Source organism: Methanobacterium alkalithermotolerans, assembly GCF_018141185.1.
GTDB classification, from domain to species: domain Archaea; phylum Methanobacteriota; class Methanobacteria; order Methanobacteriales; family Methanobacteriaceae; genus Methanobacterium_F; species Methanobacterium_F alkalithermotolerans.
Genome location: NZ_CP058560.1, coordinates 1,496,167 through 1,515,410, shown reverse-complemented (window position 1 = coordinate 1,515,410; position 19,244 = coordinate 1,496,167). Strand labels below are relative to the sequence as shown.

The window sequence follows — 19,244 nt, the reverse complement described above, 5'->3', positions numbered from 1 at the left end:
CAGTGTCTTTATAAAACAGCTTGAATCAATTTTAGTTAATTGTTAAATGTAAAATACATATGCGGATAATTGTTAAAAATTAACCCTATAGTCTCACAAATGTAAAATCATAGCTATCTGCGATTACAGATAATTAAATCATAGTAGTAACGGAGGAATACGTATAATTGGCGAAAAAGAACTTATTAAACTATTTCCTAATTTCAAAGAACATGTGCAGCCTTCAGGAATAGATCTTCCCTTGGATGAAATATACCTTCAAAAAAGCCCTGGATCTTTAATAGATAATGAAAAAAATTTACCAGAACTGAAAAAATTAGAACCCCCTATTTATATTCTGAAGCCAAAAACCGCCTATCTGGCCACTATTGATCGGAAAATTAAGATTCCAAAGGGTTTTTCTATGCTTTATCTCCCTCGATCTACCCTTTTAAGGTCCTTCATATCAGTACATACTGCTGTAGGTGACCCTGGATTTTATGGAACCTTGCAATTCATGCTATATAACTATGGTGAATTTGATTATCAGCTAAAGCAGGGGGAGCGTATTGCTCAGGGAGTGGTATTTGAAGTAAGAGGATCTGGAGAATATAATGGCTCTTACCAGGAATCAGAATTATAATTTTTATTAATCCGTTAAGGAAAAATAAAAATTAAATGGCCCTATCCAGTGCATCAACTGATTCTGGATTGGCCAGGGTACTTGTATCACCCACATCCTCTGATTTAACCTTTGCTTTAATAACCCTGCGCATAATTTTTCCTGAACGGGTTTTAGGAAGGTCATCCACAAAACCAATATATGATGGACTTGCTATAGGCCCTATCTCTTTTCTAACATGGTCTCTAAGTTCATTTTTTAATTGCGGGTCAGCCTGGTATTCTTCACCAAGCACCACAAAAGCAGAAATTTCTTCACCTTTAAGCAGGTCTGGTTTTCCAACCACCGCAGATTCAACCACAGAAGGATGACTAACCAGAGCAGATTCAACCTCAGCAGTACTTATTCTATGTCCTGCCACATTTAAAACATCGTCTTCTCTTCCCTGAATCCAGTAATAACCATCCTGATCAAGGCGGGCCACATCACCACTTAAATAAGTATCAGGGAATTTACTCCAGTAAGATTCCACATATCTTTCTGGTTCTCCAAAAAGTGTCCGAAACATAGCCGGCCAGGGATTTTTAATAACTAAATGTCCGCCCCCTTTAGTTAAAGTATTTCCTTCATCGTCTTTTATTTCTGCTTTAATGGTGGGAAAAGGTTTAACTGCTGACCCTGGTTTTAAAGGAGTTATAGGTAAGGGAGTTATTAGATGCATACCTGTTTCAGTTTGCCACCAGGTATCCATAATAGGACATTTTCTATTTCCTATGTGCTGGTGGTACCACATCCATGCTTCAGGATTAATGGGTTCTCCTACAGAACCTAAAATCCTTAAAGTGTTCATGTTATATTTTTGGGGCCATTTTTCCCCATATTTCATGAACAGGCGAATGGTAGTGGGAGCTGTATAAAAAATACTTACCCCATATTTTTCAATAATTTCCCAGAACCTTCCTGGATCAGGATAATCCGGTGTTCCCTCAAACATCACCGAAGTGGCACCCAGTATTAAAGGGGCATATACAATGTAACTATGACCAGTGATCCATCCTATATCTGCTGCACACCACCAGATATCCTGATCTTTGATGTCAAATACAAATTTAAGTGTGGTAGAGGCTCCCACCGCATATCCTCCATGAGTATGAAGGACTCCTTTGGGTTTTCCAGTAGTACCAGAAGTATAAAGAATAAATAAGGGGTCTTCTGAATCCATTTCTTCACAGGAGCATTCCATACTTTCATTTTGGATGACTTCTTCCCAATATACATCTCTTCCTTTCTTCATATCCAGATCGCAGTGGGTGTTTTTTACCACCACCACTTTTTCTAGAGAAGGTATATGTTCCATTACTTCATCTAAAGTATCCTTTAATTTTAAAAGTTTACCTCTCCTGTAAAATCCGTCCGCTGTTATGGCTACCTTTGACTGAGCATCCTTAGCTCTTTCCTGAAATGCTTTAGCCCAAAAGCCAGAAAAAACCACACTATGCACTGCACCAATACGGGCACATGCCAGCATTGCTATAGGCAGTTCTGGAATCATGGGTAAGTATATACTAACCCTATCGCCCTTTTTAATCCCCATTTTTTTAAGAGCGTTTGCCAGGCGATTAACTTCACGATACAATTCAAAATAAGTAAATTTACGTACTTCCCCTTTCTCACTCTCCCAGATGTAGGCCAGTTTATTTTTTCTACCTGATTTAATATGTCTATCCAGAGCATTATAGGCAATATTAAATTTTCCATCTAAAAACCAGCTAGCATGGGGGGCTTTCCATTCTAAAACCTCATTATAATCTTCAAACCAAACCAGGTCCCTGGCCATCTCATCCCAGAACCATTCTGGATTAGCAGCTGATTTTTCTAAAAGTTCATCGTAATTTTTAATGCCATGCATATCCATCCATTGCTTGATATTGCTGTTGGATACTAATTCTTCATCTGGCTTGAAAATACGTTCTTCTTTAAGCAATGCATCTAAATTTTTCCCCATTAAATCCCCGCCTTTATTATTTACTTAAATAATAATTTAGCTGATTCATATTTTGTAAGGGGATATTTGAATAATTTTCTATTTTTAATTAAAGGGAGGGAATTAACATGGATTTTTTATCAGTGTTTATTTTAAGAAATTTGATTTTAGAAGTTTTAGTTTTGCAAAAATTTTTAATCCACCAGAATAAATAGCATAGTCATTGAATTAGTGGTATAAATTTTAAGAGGGTTTTATAATTAATGAAAAAATGGACCATCCTATCAAATGTAGTTCTGCAATTGTAAAACTACTCCAGGAAAAACAGGTGGAATATATATTCGGTCACCCAGGTGAACAGGTCCTGCCTTTATATGATGCTCTTCGTGTTTCCACAATAAAGCATATCCTGGTAAGGCACGAACAGGCGGCGGCTCATGCTGCAGATGGGTATGCCCGTTCATCAGGTAAAATCGGAGTTTGTGTTGCTACAGCAGGTCCCGGAGCTTTAAACCTGGTAATGGGAGTTGCTACTGCCTACAAAGATGCAGTGCCTATGCTGGTTATTACTGGAGATGTACCCACCTATCTTAAAGGTGAAGGTGGATTTCAGGATGTGGAATTGTGCAATATATTCCAAAATATCACCCTGGAAAGTTTTTATGCTGAAAATGCTCCAGATGCAATTTTAAAGCTTAAATTAGTACTTAAAATGCTCAAATATGGCCCCACCGGTCCGGTGCATATAAATATCCCTAAAGATGTTCTGGAAGAGGAACTAGATTACAGTTTACTAGCAGAAAATGTAAAATATTACTCTGAAAACGAATTTAATGATTTCTCCCAGGCAGTTAATGCTATTGAAAATTGTAAAAAACCTTTAGTGATTGCAGGATCAGGCATTATATGGTCTCATTCGGTGAAAGACTTCAGAAGATTTATTAATAATAATAAAATACCCGTAGCAACCACTTATCCTGCAAGAGGTGTTTTAAGTGAATATGATCCCTTATCTTTAGGCATGATAGGGACCCGCGGAACAGGCCGGGCAAATTATGCCGGGGTAAATTCTGATGTGATAATTGCCCTGGGCTGCCGCTTATCAGAACGTACCCTGGTGGGGATAGGAGATGCTAAAATAATACATGTCAATATTGATTCAGAAGTATTAAAAGGCCATATAAATATTCAGAGTAATGTTAAAAACGTCCTGCATAAGTTTAAATCCTTAGATTTTCCAGATAGCTCTACCTGGTTAAGTGAAATTAGAAAAAAATTCCCTGATTCTTTGTATTTAAAACCAAAACATAAAATACAAAAAGGGCCTTTGAAGCCACAGGAAGCTATTAAACAAATTTTAAAAGCGTCAGGTGATTCTACCATTGTAAATGATGCTGGTTCCCATACCACCTGGGTTACTCTTCTAAAAAAAGTTAAAAAACCCGGTTCACTTATATTTTCTGGTTCATTTGGTCCTATGGGTTATGGATTGCCTGCCAGCATAGGCTGTTTTCTGGCCTGTCCACAATCACATACAGTAGTTATTACCGGAGATGGTGGTTTTCAAATGACCCTGCAGGAACTGGCCACCATCAAACAGGAAAACATACCGGTGGTGATATGTGTCCTTAATAATCACTGCCTGGGAATAATTCGCCAGTGGCAGGATACCTTCTATCAGGGTGCATTTCAGGTGGCACTGGAAAACCCGAACTTTGTTATGTTAGGTAAATCTTATGGAATAGATTCGGTTAGAGTAGAATCTTCAGATGACGTATTTAATGCAGTTGATAAAGCCATAAAATCAAATAAGCCCTATTTAGTTGAGATTATAGTTGATCCCCAGGAAAATATTCCCTTACCCTCACAAATGCGGGAATAAGAAAAAAAATAATTAAATTTAAAAAAGGTTTAAAAAAGAAATTCAGAGGTTTTCTGGGAGATAAACATCTGCAACAGAAGCTACACCCTCACCCATTTCAATTTCAAATCCTAATTCTCTTAATGTCATTTCTAAAGCAGATATGGTAGTTATTAGTTCCCTATGAGTTATATTGCCCATGTGACCAATCCGGAAGACATTGCCTTTAAGGTGATCCTGACCTCCAGCCAGTTCCACATGGTACTTATTACGCATGGTACCCCGTAGCTCGGCATCAGTGACCCCTTCTGGAATATTGATGGCCGTAACAGTAGTGGAAGATACTTCTTCTTTAGGGAATAATTCCAAATTTAAGGCTTTTATTGCATTTCTTGTTGCTTTAGCAGCTAATTGATGTCTTTTTACTCTCTGATTTAAACCTTCTTCCATTATAACATTTAGTGCTTCGTGCATAGCATACATTAAAGATACAGAAGGAGTATAAGGTGTTTCAGGAGGTTCTGCATTCCCACTTTTTCTGTACTTTTTCAGATTTAAGTAGTAGCTCTGGGGCTCAATCTGATCTACTATTTCCCAGGCATCGTCACTTAAGGTAATGGCTGCCATACCCGGAGGTGCAGCTAAACATTTTTGAGATCCGGTGACACAGATATCAATTCCATATCCATCCACGTCAACTTCATCTCCCCCTAAAGAAGAAACTGTATCCACCACATATAATGCATCATAATCCTGCATAATTTTTCCTATTTCTTTTATGGGGTTTGCAACACCAGTTGAAGTTTCGTTATGGACCACAGTAACCGCTTTTATGTCCGGATTATTATCTAAATAGTTTTTTATCTCCTGCGGGTTTACTGCTTCTCCCCATTCCACTTCGATGGATTCAGGTTCACCACCAAAAGCATCCACAATTTGCATGAACCTCTGACCGAATTTACCTCCAACCACACTTAATATTTTATCACCAGGTTGAATAATATTGGCCATAGCCGCTTCCATGGCTGCAGTACCAGAACCTGTGATTAAATAAGATTTATTGCTGGTTCTAAATACATCAGACATCATCTGTGTAGTTTCAGTTAGAATTTTACCAAAAAGAGCACTTCTATGGTTTACTATATTCTCAGACATGGCCTTCAATACTCGGGGTGCTACCCGGGTGGGTCCGGGAATCATTAGTAATGTTTCATTCATTTTAACAAACCTCCAACCAGATCATAATTAGGATTTTGATCTTAGATTATTTTTAGTTTCAAAGAATTATTAAATTTTAATCTACCATTTATAACTTGGATTATAAAAAGATTTATTCTTAATCAATTAAATCATAAAATTAATATTCGGTGCAAGTATTTTGAAATTTTTTTCTAAAGAAAAAGGAAGTAGTAAGCAGTTTAACTCATTTTTTTAGCCCTTTTAAAATACCTGGTCCGGATTCATTAAATGATTTATGGAATATGTGTGGTCTGGAGATTATGATAAATTTATTTAGGATATCTATTTAATTTAATTACATGGAACTTGAAGTGTGGATGGGCTGGTATGAGGAAATTCTAAAAAAATTTGGATTCAACAAAGAAGATGATGAAAAAACCGCCCGGCGTTTAAATGAAATATTAAGTAAAGGAAAGGCACTTTCGCTTTCCGAATTGCCTTCAGGTGAAAATTTCATTGTATTTGGAGCAGGTCCCTCCCTTAAAAAACATGTTAAATCTATAAAAAAGGTTTACTCCACGGATTTTATTCTGGTTGCTGCTGATGGAGCTACTACTGCCCTTTTAGAAGAAGATATGGTTCCCCATATAATTGTAACTGATTTAGATGGCAATATAGATGATTTAATAATTGCAAATAATAAAAATGCATTTATGGTGGTACATGCCCATGGAAATAATCTGGAAAATATTTTAAAATATTCCGGTTCCTTAAAAAAAGTTATAGGAACCACCCAAAGTGTTCCTTTGAAATATGTTCATAATTTTGGAGGATTTACTGATGGAGATCGGGCAGTTTTTTTAGCAGTGCAATTAGGGGCTAAAAAATTAATTTTAGCAGGAATGGACTTTGGGAAGGTAGTTAGCAAATATTCCCGGCCAGAAATAGATTCTGAAGTAGGACCCGCGGGACCTATTAAAGAATTAAAATTGGAATATGCTGAAAAATTAATTCAATGGATAATAAAAAACGAGAAAGTTGAAGTATGTAATTTGAAGCATTCAAATTTAGAAAAGTTTTTAGAATTAAAGTAATGTATTGCAGAAACAGCCAAATTAAAATTTTCCATGAGGCAATTATTTAATAGAATTTATATCAGGTAAAACAAAGGTAATGTTATGGATATAAAAGACATCCTGCTACATGATGAAACCATTTTTAAGGATATTAATGCCTTTAATCCGGATTATGTTCCTAAAAATTATAATTATCGAGATTCCCAGATGGAAGCCCTTGCCATTTGTATCCGTCCTGCTTTAAAAGAAGGAAGACCAGTTAATTCAGTTATACTTGGTTCATGTGCCACCGGCAAGACCACTGCAATTAAAAAAGTCTTTGAAATGGTTGAAAGCAGTTCTGAACAGATAGTTTGTTGTTATATAAATTGTCAGCTTCATACCACCCGATTTGGAATTTTTTCCCAGATTTACCATAAGATTTTCGGACATTATCCTCCTGAAACAGGAGTTCCATTTTCAAGGATATATCACAGTATTATGCAAAAACTGGCGTCTGATAAAAAAGCTCTGGTAATTGCTTTAGATGATGTTAATTACCTTTTCCACAGTAAAAATGCCAATAAAATATTTTATGATATTTTAAGAGCATATGAAGTGTTTCCCGGAGTTAGAACCGGAGTTTTTGCTATTCTATCCGATATAGAGTTCAGATATGCTCTGGACAAAAATGTGAACTCAGTTTTTATTCCCCAGGAAATTGTTTTTTCACCTTATAGTCACCATGAAATGTTCAACATTTTAAAGGACAGGGTGAAAACCGGTTTCTATCCCGACGTGATTTCAGATGAAATTTTAGAAGAAATAGCAAACTATGCTTCAGAAAATGGAGATTTAAGAGTAGGTATTGATCTTTTAAGAGTATGTGGTAATCTTGCAGAGGCAGAAGCTTCACGTGCTATAGAAAAAAAGCATTTAGAAAAAGCAGTAAAAAGCAGCGGGCCAGTGAATCTCATGCATACCCTTAAATCACTATCATCTGCAGAATCGGATCTTCTTAAAATTATAAGTAAATGTAATGATGATAATTTAACTGCGGGAGATTTGTATAAGGTTTTTAAGGAAAAAGGAGGAAGTAGTTATTCCTCCTTTAATAGGATGCTGGATAAATTAGAGTTTTTAAGATTGATAGACACCAAATTTACTGGAAAAGGAATGAGGGGAAACTCCCGGCTGATTATTTTAAGATTCAACCAGGAGGAAATCAATAAATGCATGGTTACCCTCTAAATCATGAATTAATATGGGGGCTTTGGCAGGAAATTTTTAGGAGGTCTTGTAAGTTTATACTCCTGCCGGGAAATTCGAGTTAGGGATGGCAGTGGCATAAACTATGCTTGCCAGAATTAATATAGTGATAAAGAGTATCACCATGCATGATTGAATGTCAATAGGTCCTAAATCAATTAAAGACCTTTTTTTTCTTAAATTTGGAATTGAGTCAGATTTGCTAAGTTTAAACATTAAAATCACTTCCACATAAGCATACTTGTTTAAAGAACTATTTAAAAAAAGAGATAGAGAGCGTATGAAAAGTAATCAGTGGTATTAGCACAGGCATATATCAATAATAAATAATCGATTCTACCCCTATAGGACTAATAAACATTAATAAATTAAAATAAGGCTAATAAACCATTTAATCATCTATAATCAATAAAATAACCTTAATAAGGAGTGTTATATTTTGAATAATAATTTTGATTCAGGTAATGGATCCCGACCCCAATTCGAATTTTTTGATGTAACAGCAGATGCGGGTTACCTTGCTTATGGATCTACCCTAGAAGAGTCATTTGAAAATGCGGGCCTGGCCATGTTCGAAGTGATGACCCGTACTTCTCAGATTCAGAAAGTGGAAAAAAGAGAAATTGAAGTTAAATCAGAAGATAAAGTATCTCTTCTTTATGATTACCTGGAAGAACTCATATTTTTACATGACGTGGAATTTATGGTGTTTTCAGATTTTAAGGTGAATATTAAAAAAGAGGGGGAAGATTATATTCTCCATGGTTTGTTCCGTGGTGAAAAATTCAATCCTGAAATTCATGAAAGACGGGATGAAGTAAAAGCAGTGACATTCCATATGATGGAAGTAATAGAGGAAAATGGATATAGGGTGAGAGTCATATTAGATTTATGAAAAGTGTCTTTATCAAAGATTAAAGAAGAATAGAAAGTTCAGATGGTTTTTTTATTGATTTTATTTAGAGTTATATTTTATTAAATAATGATTTCCGGCAGATTATATCCATCAGGGCGTAGTTAAATTTAAAAAAATTTATAGAGGGTTATTATGAGTATGGAAGAAGTTCTAAACAAAGTTAGAGATTGTGTTTGGGAAGTTCCCAGCGACTATAAAAAAAGTATGAGGGTTCCAGGGAGAATTTTTCTGGATGATAATTCACTAAAAGATCTGGAAAAAGGTGCTGTGGATCAGGTGGCCAATGTGGCATCTTTACCGGGAATACAAAAGTTTTCCATAGGATTACCGGATATCCACTTTGGATATGGTTTCAGTATTGGAGGAGTAGGTGCATTCAGTGCCAGGACAGGAGTTATAAGTCCAGGGGGAGTTGGATTCGATATAAATTGTGGAGTGAGAATGGTAAGAACAAATCTCACCCAGGAAGAAATCCAGCCAAAAATCAAAGAACTCATAAATACCCTTTTTAAAAATGTTCCATCTGGAGTAGGAAGTAAAGGAAAATTAAGGCTTGCTGGAGGCCAGATTGATGAAGTACTTAACCAGGGTGCAGAATGGGCTGTGGAAAATGGTTATGGATGGGAAGAAGATTTAAAATATCTGGAAGAAAATGGGAAAATGGAAGATGCTGACTCAGAAAAGGTCAGTGAAAAGGCTAAAAAAAGAGGTATTCCCCAATTAGGTTCATTGGGTTCTGGAAATCATTTTTTAGAGGTTCAAAAAGTTGAAAGCATTTTCGAACCATCTGCTGCTGAAAAATTTGGAATCAGTAAAGGAGAAATAGCTGTGCTGATTCATTCCGGGTCCCGGGGTTGTGGCCATCAGGTCTGCTCAGATTATCTAAGAATAATGGATAAAGCTTATAAACGGCATAAAATAAATATACCTGATCGTCAACTTGCCTGTGCACCTGTAGATTCTGATGAGGCTCAAGATTATTTTAAGGCCATGGCAGCAGCAGCTAATTATGGTTGGGCTAATCGACAAATGATATTACACTGGGTAAGAGAATCCTTTGAAGAAATTTTCCAAAAAAGTGCAGAAGATATGGGAATGAGTGTGCTCTATGATGTGGCCCATAACATTGCCAAAAAAGAAGTCCATGAAATAAAGGGGAAAGCCACCAGGTTATATGTGCATCGTAAAGGAGCTACCCGTGCATTTGGACCAGGTAGAAAAGAAATACCCTCTGATTATAGGGAAACTGGCCAACCAGTATTGATTCCCGGTACTATGGGAACTGCTTCTTACCTGCTCCATGGTACGCAGACTGCTATGGAAGAAACATTCGGGTCAACTGCCCATGGGGCTGGCCGAAAGATGAGTAGGGCCGGTGCCAAAAGAGAGTATAAGGGAGAAGAAGTTCAAAAATACCTGGAAAGTAAAGGCATTGTCATAAGGGCGACTTCCATGCCCGTGGTGGCTGAAGAAGCACCTGGAGCCTATAAAGACGTTGATGAAGTTGTAGAAACAGTCCATAAGGCAGGTATCTCTAAATTAGTTGCTAAAATGGTTCCTTTAGGTGTAGCCAAAGGTTAGTTCCCTTAATTTATTTTTTAATGTAGATTAGTTTAGAAAACATTCCATGCATAATTTATATAATATCCACTTCACTAGTGGATTTTTTATTATTTTGATATGATCATAATCAAATTGGTGGTGAATTAATGATAGGGATTATTGGTGGTACGGGAGTTTATGAAATTACAGAACATGGACAGGACATAAAAAAAAAGATAATTGAAACGCCTTATGGTAATTCTCCCGAGATATCATTATTTAAATTCCAGGAAAAGGACATAGCTTTTATTCCTCGCCATGCATCTGATCATGATTATCCTCCCCATATGATTAATTACCGGGCCAATCTATGGGCCTTGAAGAAGATAGGAGTAACTCAAATTTTAGCAACCAATGCCGTGGGATCACTTAAAGAATCAATTGCACCGGGAGATTTTGTTATACCTCATGATTTTCTGGATTTTACTAAAATGCGCCCCGGGACTTTCTATGATGAACGTACCGTCCACATAGATATTACTTCACCTTACTGTAGTCATTTAAGATCGGTTTTGATATCTTCAGGTAAGGTAGTAGATCAGGGAGTATATGTATGTACCGAAGGGCCTCGTTTTGAAACTGCTGCTGAAATTAAGATGTTTCAAATCCTGGGCGGAACTCTGGTAGGCATGACCGGAATACCAGAAGTTATACTATCTAGAGAATTGGAAATGTGCTATTCAAGTATCTGCCTGGTTTCCAATTATGCAGCATCTATCTCTCCTTACAAATTAACCATAGATGAAGTGTTTGAAATAATGGATAAAAGAAAAAATAACCTGGTTGATCTTATAGAATCCACAATTAAGTCCTTGAGTTATGATAAAGATTGTCCCTGCCAGCATGCTTTAGCCGGTGCCGAAGTGGATGAATTATGATGTTTATATTTTAAAGCACTCTTAAAAAAGATTTTTAACCGGGAATATTTATTTTTTATTTGATTAGAATTTTGGGGCAAATATGGGCCTCCAGGGCCTTTATAAAAAAAATAGCCATAAAATTCCCGGGCTTCAGTTTATAACCCCACTATTAATTCTAAAGATTCTTATGCCTGATTTTGAATTTTTATAACATCACCAGAAGGTAAAAATTCATATTATTGGTTATTTCTTAAATTGGAGATTATTTTCTTTTTAAGGTGTTTTTTGGCATATCCTGTAAAAAGTATTCAAAAACTTAAAATCAGCTTAAAAATACAAATTAGAGATATGGTAACTAATAAAGATGGAAATATTATTTTAAAGATTTTTGTTAAGTTATATAAATTAAAATAAATAGAATATTTTTAAAGGAGTGATTTTATGCAAAAAGTGCTTTTGGTATGTGCCAGTCCTCGAAAAAAAAGTAACACCATGCAGGTTCTTGAAGAATGTGCAAAAGAAATAGAGCAAAATGGTCTGGAAGCAGAGATCATATCACTTAGAAATATGAATATTGATTCCTGTCATGCCTGTCTTAAATGTGCTAAAATAAAAAAGTGCAAAATAGATGACGGGCTAAATGAAATAATAGAAAAAATCAGGAAATCTGATGGATTCATTGTGGGAAGTCCGGTTTATTTCGGGACAGCAAGAGGATCCATTATGGCCGCATTACAGAGAATCGGAATGGTATCTCGAGCCACTGATAAATTTTTAAGCTGGAAGGTAGGAGGACCTATTGCGGTAGCCCGAAGAGGAGGACATACTGCCACCATTCAGGAAATGCTCATGTTCTTTTTTATTAATGATATGATTGTTCCTGGATCCACCTACTGGAACATGGTATTTGGTTGGGCTCCTGGAGAAGTAGAAGAAGATGAAGAAGGCCTGGAAACTATAAGGCGCTTTGGAAATAACGTGGCTTCTCTGATTAAGAAAATAAAAGATTAATTATTGCCAGGTGGGAGGCATGCCCGGTCAGGAATTATATAAAAATTTAGCCAAATATTATGATAAAATATACTCAAAAAAGGATTATAGGCGAGAATGTGAATTTATTGAATGGATTACCCAGAAAAAGCAGATAACAGGAAATCTTCTTTTACATGTAGCCTGTGGAACTGGAAGTCATGTAAATATACTCAAAAATAAATTCAAAGTCATGGGACTGGATATTAACAAAGAAATGATTGATATTGCCGGGCAAAAATCACCTGATGTTGAATTTATAGAAGGAGATATGCAGAATCTGAATATTGATAAAAGATTTGATATTATAACCTGCCTTTTTAGTGCGATGAACTATAATTTAAGTCTGGAAGATTTTAAAACCGCTCTGCAAAATTTTTATAGCCATCTTAAAGAGGGAGGGTTGGTAATTTTTGATCTGGGAATAAATAAAAATAACTGGGTAGAAGGAAGGGTATCGGTTGACACTGTAGTGGAAGACAATTTAAAGTTAGCCAGAATATGCCAGTCACATTTAGAAGATAATATATTCCATGCCAATTTTGTTTTTTTGATAAAAGAAAAAGGAAAGGTTGATTTTGATATAGACTGCCATGACATTGGTGTTTTTGAATTAGAGCAGATATCAGAAATAATGAAAAATACTGGTTTCTCAGTTTCCATATACAGAGAATTTTCTAAAGACATTTGGAATCCTGATTCTGGGCAAATCCCGGTTTTTGTAGGTTTAAAATAATTTAATGATTTTAAGGTGATTTAATGAAAATTGCAGTTACTACTTCTGATGGAAACAATGTATCTCATTTTGGAAAGGCTAAAATTTTACCTATATATGAATTTGATGAAAAAAATCTTAAATTAACTTTTTTAGAAAATCGAAAATCACAGATAGATGTTTCTATGAAACATCAATGGAACATGCTTTTGGATATGATAAAAGATTGTGATGTGGTAATCTGTGCCCAGGCAGGGATGAATGCTAAATTTGGTCTGGAAAATGCCGGGATAAAGGTAGTTCTGGATGAAGGAAGTACAGAAGAAGTGCTGGAAAGATATAGAAAACATGTGGAATTTATGAATAAACCATTATAATTCTATTAAATTTAATAATATATTTTTAAGAATTAGATAGATAAATATTTAAAATACCAAATTATTTTTAATTAGAATCATATTTAGTAAATATTGCTTTTAATTTATTTTAAGTTAGTGATGATTTTGATAGGGTCCGGTACCACACTTTTAAATACTAGGAATAAAAAAAGTTAAGGTACCCCTTGGGCGGGTTTTTGATTTAATTCTCAATTATAATAAGGATAAACTTCCTGAAAATTTAGACAATAAATAATAGGTTTATTTTAATAGATGTTTAACGCAGGCATCTGAACCTTGAAATATAAGAAGCACTTAAATAATTTATAAGCTATAAATAAAGGATTTATAAAAGAATTTCGATATTGCGAATAATTTATATGTTAAAATATAATTTTAAGTGTTCTTGAATAACAATTGGAAATTTTTTTATCCCCATATTTCACAAATTAAAGGTGATTAATAATGGCTAAAGCTAGACGAAGAAGAGTAAGAGATACATGGAAAGAAAAACAATGGTACAGAATAATTAGTCCAGAAGGATTTGGAGAAGATGAAATAGGAATTACTCCTTCAAGAGACCCTGATTTTCTAGTAAAAAGGAAAGTGGAAGCCACCATGAGAGAGTTAGCTGGTGACTTTTCCAAACAATATGTAAAATTAAAGTTCCAGGTAAAAAATGTGGTGGGAGATACTGCACATACCAAGTTCATCGGGCATGAAGTGACCACTGATTATGTAAGAAGCATGATTAGGCGGGGAAGCAGCCGAATAGATGCTCCGGTTATTGTGGAAACCAAAGAAGGCTATAAAATAAAATTGCATGTGCTGGCCATTACCACTCGCCGGGCCAAGTCATCCCAGCAAAAGTTCATGCGAGAAACTATAGATGAACTCTTAAAGAAAATTGTTGCAGATAAAAGTTTCACTGAACTGGTAGAAGCTGTGGTAACTGGTAAAATAGCATCTGAAATTTATCACCGTGCTAAAAAGATTTATCCTCTCAAAAGAGTTGAAATTATAAAAACCAAGGTCTTGGAAGAACCACAATAATTTTTTTAGTATTTAATTTAAAAACCGGAAAATTGGGACCAACATGATAAGCTCATTATATGTGATCCTCTGTCTGATAATAGGGCTCGTAACTTATATTCGAGGTGCTCTGGATCTATGGGGATCTATTTTTATGGTTGTCATGGGTCTCATAATTATTTTTTCTGCCGGTTTTAACTGGCTTGTTTTAATCTTAATTTTTCTTATTCTAGGTTTTGTATCAACCAAATACCGTCATGAGTATAAAAAAGAAATTGGTGTTTACGAAGGAAGAAGAAGTGCCAAGAACGTTATTTCTAATGGGATTGTTCCCTTTGTAATGGCCGCATTTGGTTCCTATGACGGATTTGTAGGGGGATTTATTGGTTCTGTAGCCACTGCCACAGCCGACACCCTGGCCAGCGAAGTTGGTGTGGTACAAACACCTAGATTGATTACCACTCTAAAAAAAGTTAATCCCGGTACTGATGGAGGAATATCAGTTTTAGGAACCGTTGCCGGAATTGTAGGAGCAGGAATTATCGGATTTTTTGCCTATATTTTAGGAATTTATCCAGATCCCCTGATTTCATTGAAGATATCCATAATTGCAGGTACCGTCGGTTGTTTTATGGATAGTATTCTGGGTGCAGTTTTAGAGCGAAGAAATTATCTAAATAATGAACATGTAAATTTATTAGCCACCCTTACCGGTGCTTTTCTGGGAATTTTGCTGGTTTAATGCCATGAAAAGGTGAAAACATGACAGGGATAATAATGATAATTGATGGGATGGCAGATCGTCCCCTGAAAGAAATTGATTATAAAACTCCATTGGAAGCAGCCCATACTCCCTATATGGATGAGATGGCTAAATCCGGTATAAATGGAATCATGGATCCTATAAAACCAGGCATCCGGGCAGGTAGTGATACCTCTCACATTTCCATTTTAGGATATGATCCTTATAAGGTTTATACGGGAAGAGGCCCTTTTGAAGCTGCCGGTGTTGGTCTGGATGTCATGCCCGGAGATATTGCATTCCGGTGTAATTTTTCCACCTCTAATGAAGAAGGAATAATAACTGATAGAAGAGCAGGTAGAATAAGGCAAAACACAGATGAAATTGCATCCACTCTAAATTCCATGGAGATAGAAGGCTTTGAAGACGTGGAAGTAATTTTTAAAGAATCCACCGGGCACCGGGCGGTTCTCCTGTTGAGGGGAGAAGGTTTATCTGATCAGGTATCTGATTCTGACCCAAAATATGATGGTAAACCTCCTAAAGAAGTTTTAGCCTTGAATTCATCACCAGAAGCTATTAAAACAGCTGCTGTTTTGAATAAAATAGTGAAAAAATCCTATGAACTGTTAAAAGACCATCCGGTTAATATGAAGCGCAGGGAAAATGGTGAAAATCCAGCCAATATAATACTTCCCCGTGGTGCAGGGGCTGTGCCTGACGTAATGCCATTTAATGAAAAATATGGACTTAATTCAGCTTGTATTGCAGAAACTGGATTAATAAAAGGAATTGCACGATTAGCTGGAATGGATGTGGTGGAGGTAGATGGTGCCACCGGTGGAATAGACACTAATTTAGATAATATCACCAAAAGCATCATTGAAAATGCGAAAAAAGATTATGACTTCATTCTTATAAATATTGACGGAGCAGATGAAGCTGGTCATGATGGAAATCTTCAGGAAAAAATAAAATTTATTGAAAAGGTGGATAAAGTGGTGGAAAAAATTAGGCAAATACCTGAAGCCTATTTCATACTCACTGCCGATCATTCCACCCCCATATCTGTTATGGACCACACCGGCGACCCGGTCCCCATAGTAATTAATGGCCCTGAAATAAGGGTGGATGAAGTGGAGAAATTTAATGAAAATTCCGCCACCAAAGGAGGATTGTGTCGCATCAGGGGAAGGGATGTGATGAACATCCTGCTGGATTTAATGAACAAATCTGAAAAATTTGGGGCATGAAAATGTCAAATCAGTCTGCAGAAAACCCAGAAGAAATACCTCGTCTTTTTGGTACTTCAGGAATAAGAGGTAAAATAGGATCGGATATTACCACTCAGCTGGCTTTAGATGTTGGAAAAGCTTTAGGTACTTATTTAGGTGGAAAAGGCAAAGTTGTAGTGGGTTATGATACCCGTACTTCAAACCATATGCTGGAAAAAGCGTTATGCGCAGGTTTACTGGAATGTGGATGCAATGTATTGGAACTGGGAATGGTGCCTACTCCTGTGGTTGGATTTTCCGCTTCCCGTTTAAATGCAGATGCGGGAGTGATGATTACTGCTTCTCATAATCCATCCCCAGATAATGGAATTAAATTGTGGAATAGGGATGGAATGGCTTATACTATCAAACAGGAGCAAGAAATAGAATACTTGCTTCACCAGCAAAAGTTCCTGAATAAAAGCTGGGATCATCTTGGTTCAATAGAAAAAGAAGAGGAAATAATAAACCAGTATATTAACGAAGTGCTGGGAATGGTGAAAATACCTCAGGAATTAAAGGTAGTGGTGGACTGCGGTTCAGGTGCTGCTTCTTATTTATCCCCTATTATTTTAAGAAAAGCAGGCTGTAAAGTTATTTCATTGAATTGCCAACCTGATGGATTCTTTCCAGGTCGTAAAGTGGAACCTAATGAAGAAAACCTGGATGTCCTTATGAAAACTGTTAAAATGACCAAATCCGATTTAGGAATAGCTCACGATGGAGATGGGGATCGAATGGTTGCAGTTGACGAAAAAGGAAATATGGCGGACTTTGATAAGTTACTGGCCTTAATTTCACAGGCCATTGGTGGAAAAATAATCACCACCGTGGATGCTTCGCTGTGTATGGATGAATGTTTAGCTGCGGTAGGTGGGGAAATAATCAGAACCAGAGTGGGAGACGTGCATGTAGCCCAGTCAATTGTGGAAAATCAGGCTACTTTTGGAGGAGAACCCTCCGGTACATGGATACATCCTGATTTTTGCATGTGCCCTGATGGAATATTATCGGCATTAAAAGTGGTAGAACTTGTTTCCACCAGCGGAAATTTATCTGAATTATTAAGATCCATACCAGATTATCCCAGTATCCGGGAAAAAATACCATGCGCTGGTGAAGATAAAAATAAAGTTATGGAAATGGTAAATTCTTCTCTGGAAAATCAATTTGACAATGTGGTGGATGTTAATAATATTGACGGGGTCCGGATTTCATTTAAAGATGGTAGCTGGGTTCTGGTAAGACCTTCTGGAACTGAAGCATATATTCGTATAACTCTGGAAGCCAAAACCAAAAAAATGGCCGAGCAAATCAGACAGATCTCAGCGGAGTTTATTAAATCTGCACTTGCATGAATTTATTAATAATAAACCTCTGAGAAATAATTATTATCTATTTTATCATAATCCAGTTCAAGTAAGGAGGAAATATTTTGAAAGCGGTGATTTTAACTGCGGGAGAGGGTACCAGGATGCGTCCTTTAACTCTTACCCGTCCTAAAACAATGCTTCCAGTCGCAGGAAAGCCTATAATACAATATAATATTGAGGCACTTCGAGATGCAGGAATAAGCGAGATTCTAATGATAGTGGGTTATCAGGAAAACATGGTGCGAGACTATTTTAAAGATGGGAAGGACCTGGGAGTTAAAATTACTTACATAACTCAAAAAAGCCGTTTAGGTACGGCACACGCCATAGGATATGCCCGTGAATTTATTAAAGAACAATTCATAGTTCTTAATGGAGATATTATCATTGACCCTCAGCTTTTATATGACTTAATTCAAAAGTATTCAGACTTTAATGCCCGGTCAATGATGGTGCTTACTGAAGTAGAGGATCCCTGTTCTTTTGGTGTGGTGATGTTAAACGGAGATAAGGTAACAGAGATTATTGAAAAACCAAAAGCTGGAGAAGCCCCAAGTAATTTAATTAATACAGGCATATACATTTTTGACCCTGATATTTTTTCCTGTATTGAAAAAACTCCCGAATCAAGTCGGGGCGAGTATGAAATAACTGATTCTTTAAAGATCCAAATGGAAGAAGGTAAAAAAGTAGCAGGGCTGGTTTCCAATAAAAAATGGATAGATATAGGCAAGCCATGGGAACTTCTAAAAATTAATGAAGACTTTTTAAATAATATGGAAGGTAAAATAGAGGGTGAGGTGGAAAAAGGAGCCACCCTGGAAGGAGAAGTGGTCTTAGGTTATGGCAGTGTAATTCGAGCTGGTTCTTATATTCAGGGGCCGGTGCATATTGGAAAAAACTGTGATGTAGGCCCTAACTGTTATTTAAGAAAGTATACCTTCCTTGGAAATGATGTAAGAGTAGGAAATGCAGTTGAAATTAAAAATTCAATTATAATGGATCACACTAATGTTAATCACCTTTCATATATAGGGGATTCTATTATAGGATCACGATGTAATATTGCGGCTGGAACCAATATTGCTAATCTTCGTTTTGATGATAAGACCATTAAACTGAATATAAAAGGCGAAAAGGTAGATAGCGGCAGAAGGAAATTTGGAGTGGTATTTGCTGATGGGGTGAAGACCGGTATAAATTCCAGTTTTAACCCGGGAGTGACCGTAGGCTGCAACTCATCTATTGGGGCAGGAGCAGTTATACATAAGAATATTGATTCTGAAAAGCTGGTCATGGTAAAACAGGAACATCTTATAATTGATAAAAATAAAAAATAATCTATTGCCAGAATATGTCTCCCTCACAATAAATG

General features: G+C 36.3%; 18 protein-coding genes. 15 read left to right on the top strand and 3 right to left on the bottom strand.

What is annotated here, in order from left to right; translation table 11 throughout:
* Positions 1 to 163 precede the first annotated feature (163 nt).
* Entirely contained in the window at positions 164 to 622 is a 459-nt protein-coding gene (locus HYG87_RS07430) for a dCTP deaminase (protein WP_211534255.1), read from the top strand.
* A 31-nt stretch (positions 623 to 653) separates the two neighbouring features.
* On the opposite strand, the gene acs is transcribed toward HYG87_RS07430, so the two are convergent.
* On the bottom strand, positions 654 to 2,606 hold the full coding sequence (acs, locus tag HYG87_RS07425; protein ID WP_211532557.1) for an acetate--CoA ligase: 1,953 nt from the start codon (positions 2,604 to 2,606) through the stop codon (positions 654 to 656).
* Positions 2,607 to 2,856: 250 nt separating this feature from the next.
* On the opposite strand from acs, the gene HYG87_RS07420 reads away from it, so the two are divergent.
* The gene (locus HYG87_RS07420; protein ID WP_211532556.1) at positions 2,857 to 4,467 is read left to right on the top strand and encodes a thiamine pyrophosphate-binding protein; all 1,611 of its coding nucleotides are present in this window, start codon (positions 2,857 to 2,859) and stop codon (positions 4,465 to 4,467) included.
* Positions 4,468 to 4,509: 42 nt separating this feature from the next.
* Here HYG87_RS07420 and HYG87_RS07415 read toward each other — a convergent pair whose 3' ends face one another.
* Positions 4,510 to 5,664, bottom strand: coding sequence for a pyridoxal-phosphate-dependent aminotransferase family protein (locus HYG87_RS07415; RefSeq protein WP_211532555.1), 1,155 nt, complete (start codon positions 5,662 to 5,664; stop codon positions 4,510 to 4,512).
* Positions 5,665 to 5,984: 320 nt separating this feature from the next.
* Here HYG87_RS07415 and HYG87_RS07410 point away from each other — a divergent pair, with 320 nt between their 5' ends.
* Positions 5,985 to 6,719, top strand: a complete 735-nt coding sequence (locus tag HYG87_RS07410; RefSeq protein ID WP_211532554.1) for a 6-hydroxymethylpterin diphosphokinase MptE-like protein — start codon at positions 5,985 to 5,987, stop codon at positions 6,717 to 6,719.
* An 84-nt stretch (positions 6,720 to 6,803) separates the two neighbouring features.
* Positions 6,804 to 7,931, top strand: coding sequence for an ORC1-type DNA replication protein (locus HYG87_RS07405; protein ID WP_211532553.1), 1,128 nt, complete (start codon positions 6,804 to 6,806; stop codon positions 7,929 to 7,931).
* 54 nt (positions 7,932 to 7,985) lie between these two features.
* On the opposite strand, the gene HYG87_RS07400 is transcribed toward HYG87_RS07405, so the two are convergent.
* Positions 7,986 to 8,165 carry a hypothetical protein gene (locus HYG87_RS07400; RefSeq protein ID WP_211532552.1) on the bottom strand — a complete coding sequence of 60 codons (180 nt, stop codon included), beginning with the start codon at positions 8,163 to 8,165 and terminating at the stop codon, positions 7,986 to 7,988.
* A 223-nt stretch (positions 8,166 to 8,388) separates the two neighbouring features.
* On the opposite strand from HYG87_RS07400, the gene HYG87_RS07395 reads away from it, so the two are divergent.
* From HYG87_RS07395 to glmU, 11 genes are all read left to right on the top strand, one after another.
* On the top strand, positions 8,389 to 8,844 hold the full coding sequence (locus HYG87_RS07395) for an archease (protein WP_211532551.1): 456 nt from the start codon (positions 8,389 to 8,391) through the stop codon (positions 8,842 to 8,844).
* A gap of 153 nt (positions 8,845 to 8,997) precedes the next feature.
* Complete coding sequence (locus HYG87_RS07390; RefSeq protein ID WP_211532550.1) at positions 8,998 to 10,446, top strand: RtcB family protein; 1,449 nt, start codon at positions 8,998 to 9,000, stop codon at positions 10,444 to 10,446.
* A 128-nt stretch (positions 10,447 to 10,574) separates the two neighbouring features.
* Positions 10,575 to 11,345, top strand: coding sequence for an S-methyl-5'-thioadenosine phosphorylase (gene mtnP / locus HYG87_RS07385; protein WP_211532549.1), 771 nt, complete (start codon positions 10,575 to 10,577; stop codon positions 11,343 to 11,345).
* A 423-nt stretch (positions 11,346 to 11,768) separates the two neighbouring features.
* Positions 11,769 to 12,338, top strand: a complete 570-nt coding sequence (locus HYG87_RS07380; RefSeq protein ID WP_211532548.1) for a flavodoxin family protein — start codon at positions 11,769 to 11,771, stop codon at positions 12,336 to 12,338.
* Positions 12,339 to 12,357: 19 nt separating this feature from the next.
* On the top strand, positions 12,358 to 13,092 hold the full coding sequence (locus HYG87_RS07375; RefSeq protein WP_211532547.1) for a class I SAM-dependent DNA methyltransferase: 735 nt from the start codon (positions 12,358 to 12,360) through the stop codon (positions 13,090 to 13,092).
* Positions 13,093 to 13,115: 23 nt separating this feature from the next.
* A complete protein-coding gene (locus HYG87_RS07370; RefSeq protein WP_211532546.1) occupies positions 13,116 to 13,448 on the top strand; it encodes a NifB/NifX family molybdenum-iron cluster-binding protein in 333 nt (110 codons plus the stop codon).
* Positions 13,449 to 13,913: 465 nt separating this feature from the next.
* Positions 13,914 to 14,501: a 30S ribosomal protein S3ae gene (locus tag HYG87_RS07365; RefSeq protein ID WP_211532545.1), complete on the top strand. Its 588-nt coding sequence runs from the start codon at positions 13,914 to 13,916 to the stop codon at positions 14,499 to 14,501.
* Between the two features lie 43 nt (positions 14,502 to 14,544).
* Complete coding sequence (locus HYG87_RS07360; protein WP_211532544.1) at positions 14,545 to 15,222, top strand: TIGR00297 family protein; 678 nt, start codon at positions 14,545 to 14,547, stop codon at positions 15,220 to 15,222.
* A 20-nt stretch (positions 15,223 to 15,242) separates the two neighbouring features.
* Positions 15,243 to 16,475, top strand: a complete 1,233-nt coding sequence (locus tag HYG87_RS07355; protein ID WP_211532543.1) for a 2,3-bisphosphoglycerate-independent phosphoglycerate mutase — start codon at positions 15,243 to 15,245, stop codon at positions 16,473 to 16,475.
* A gap of 2 nt (positions 16,476 to 16,477) precedes the next feature.
* Positions 16,478 to 17,854, top strand: a complete 1,377-nt coding sequence (gene glmM / locus HYG87_RS07350; RefSeq protein ID WP_249164826.1) for a phosphoglucosamine mutase — start codon at positions 16,478 to 16,480, stop codon at positions 17,852 to 17,854.
* 77 nt (positions 17,855 to 17,931) lie between these two features.
* On the top strand, positions 17,932 to 19,209 hold the full coding sequence (glmU, locus tag HYG87_RS07345) for a bifunctional sugar-1-phosphate nucleotidylyltransferase/acetyltransferase (RefSeq protein WP_211532541.1): 1,278 nt from the start codon (positions 17,932 to 17,934) through the stop codon (positions 19,207 to 19,209).
* Positions 19,210 to 19,244: the final 35 nt, after the last annotated feature.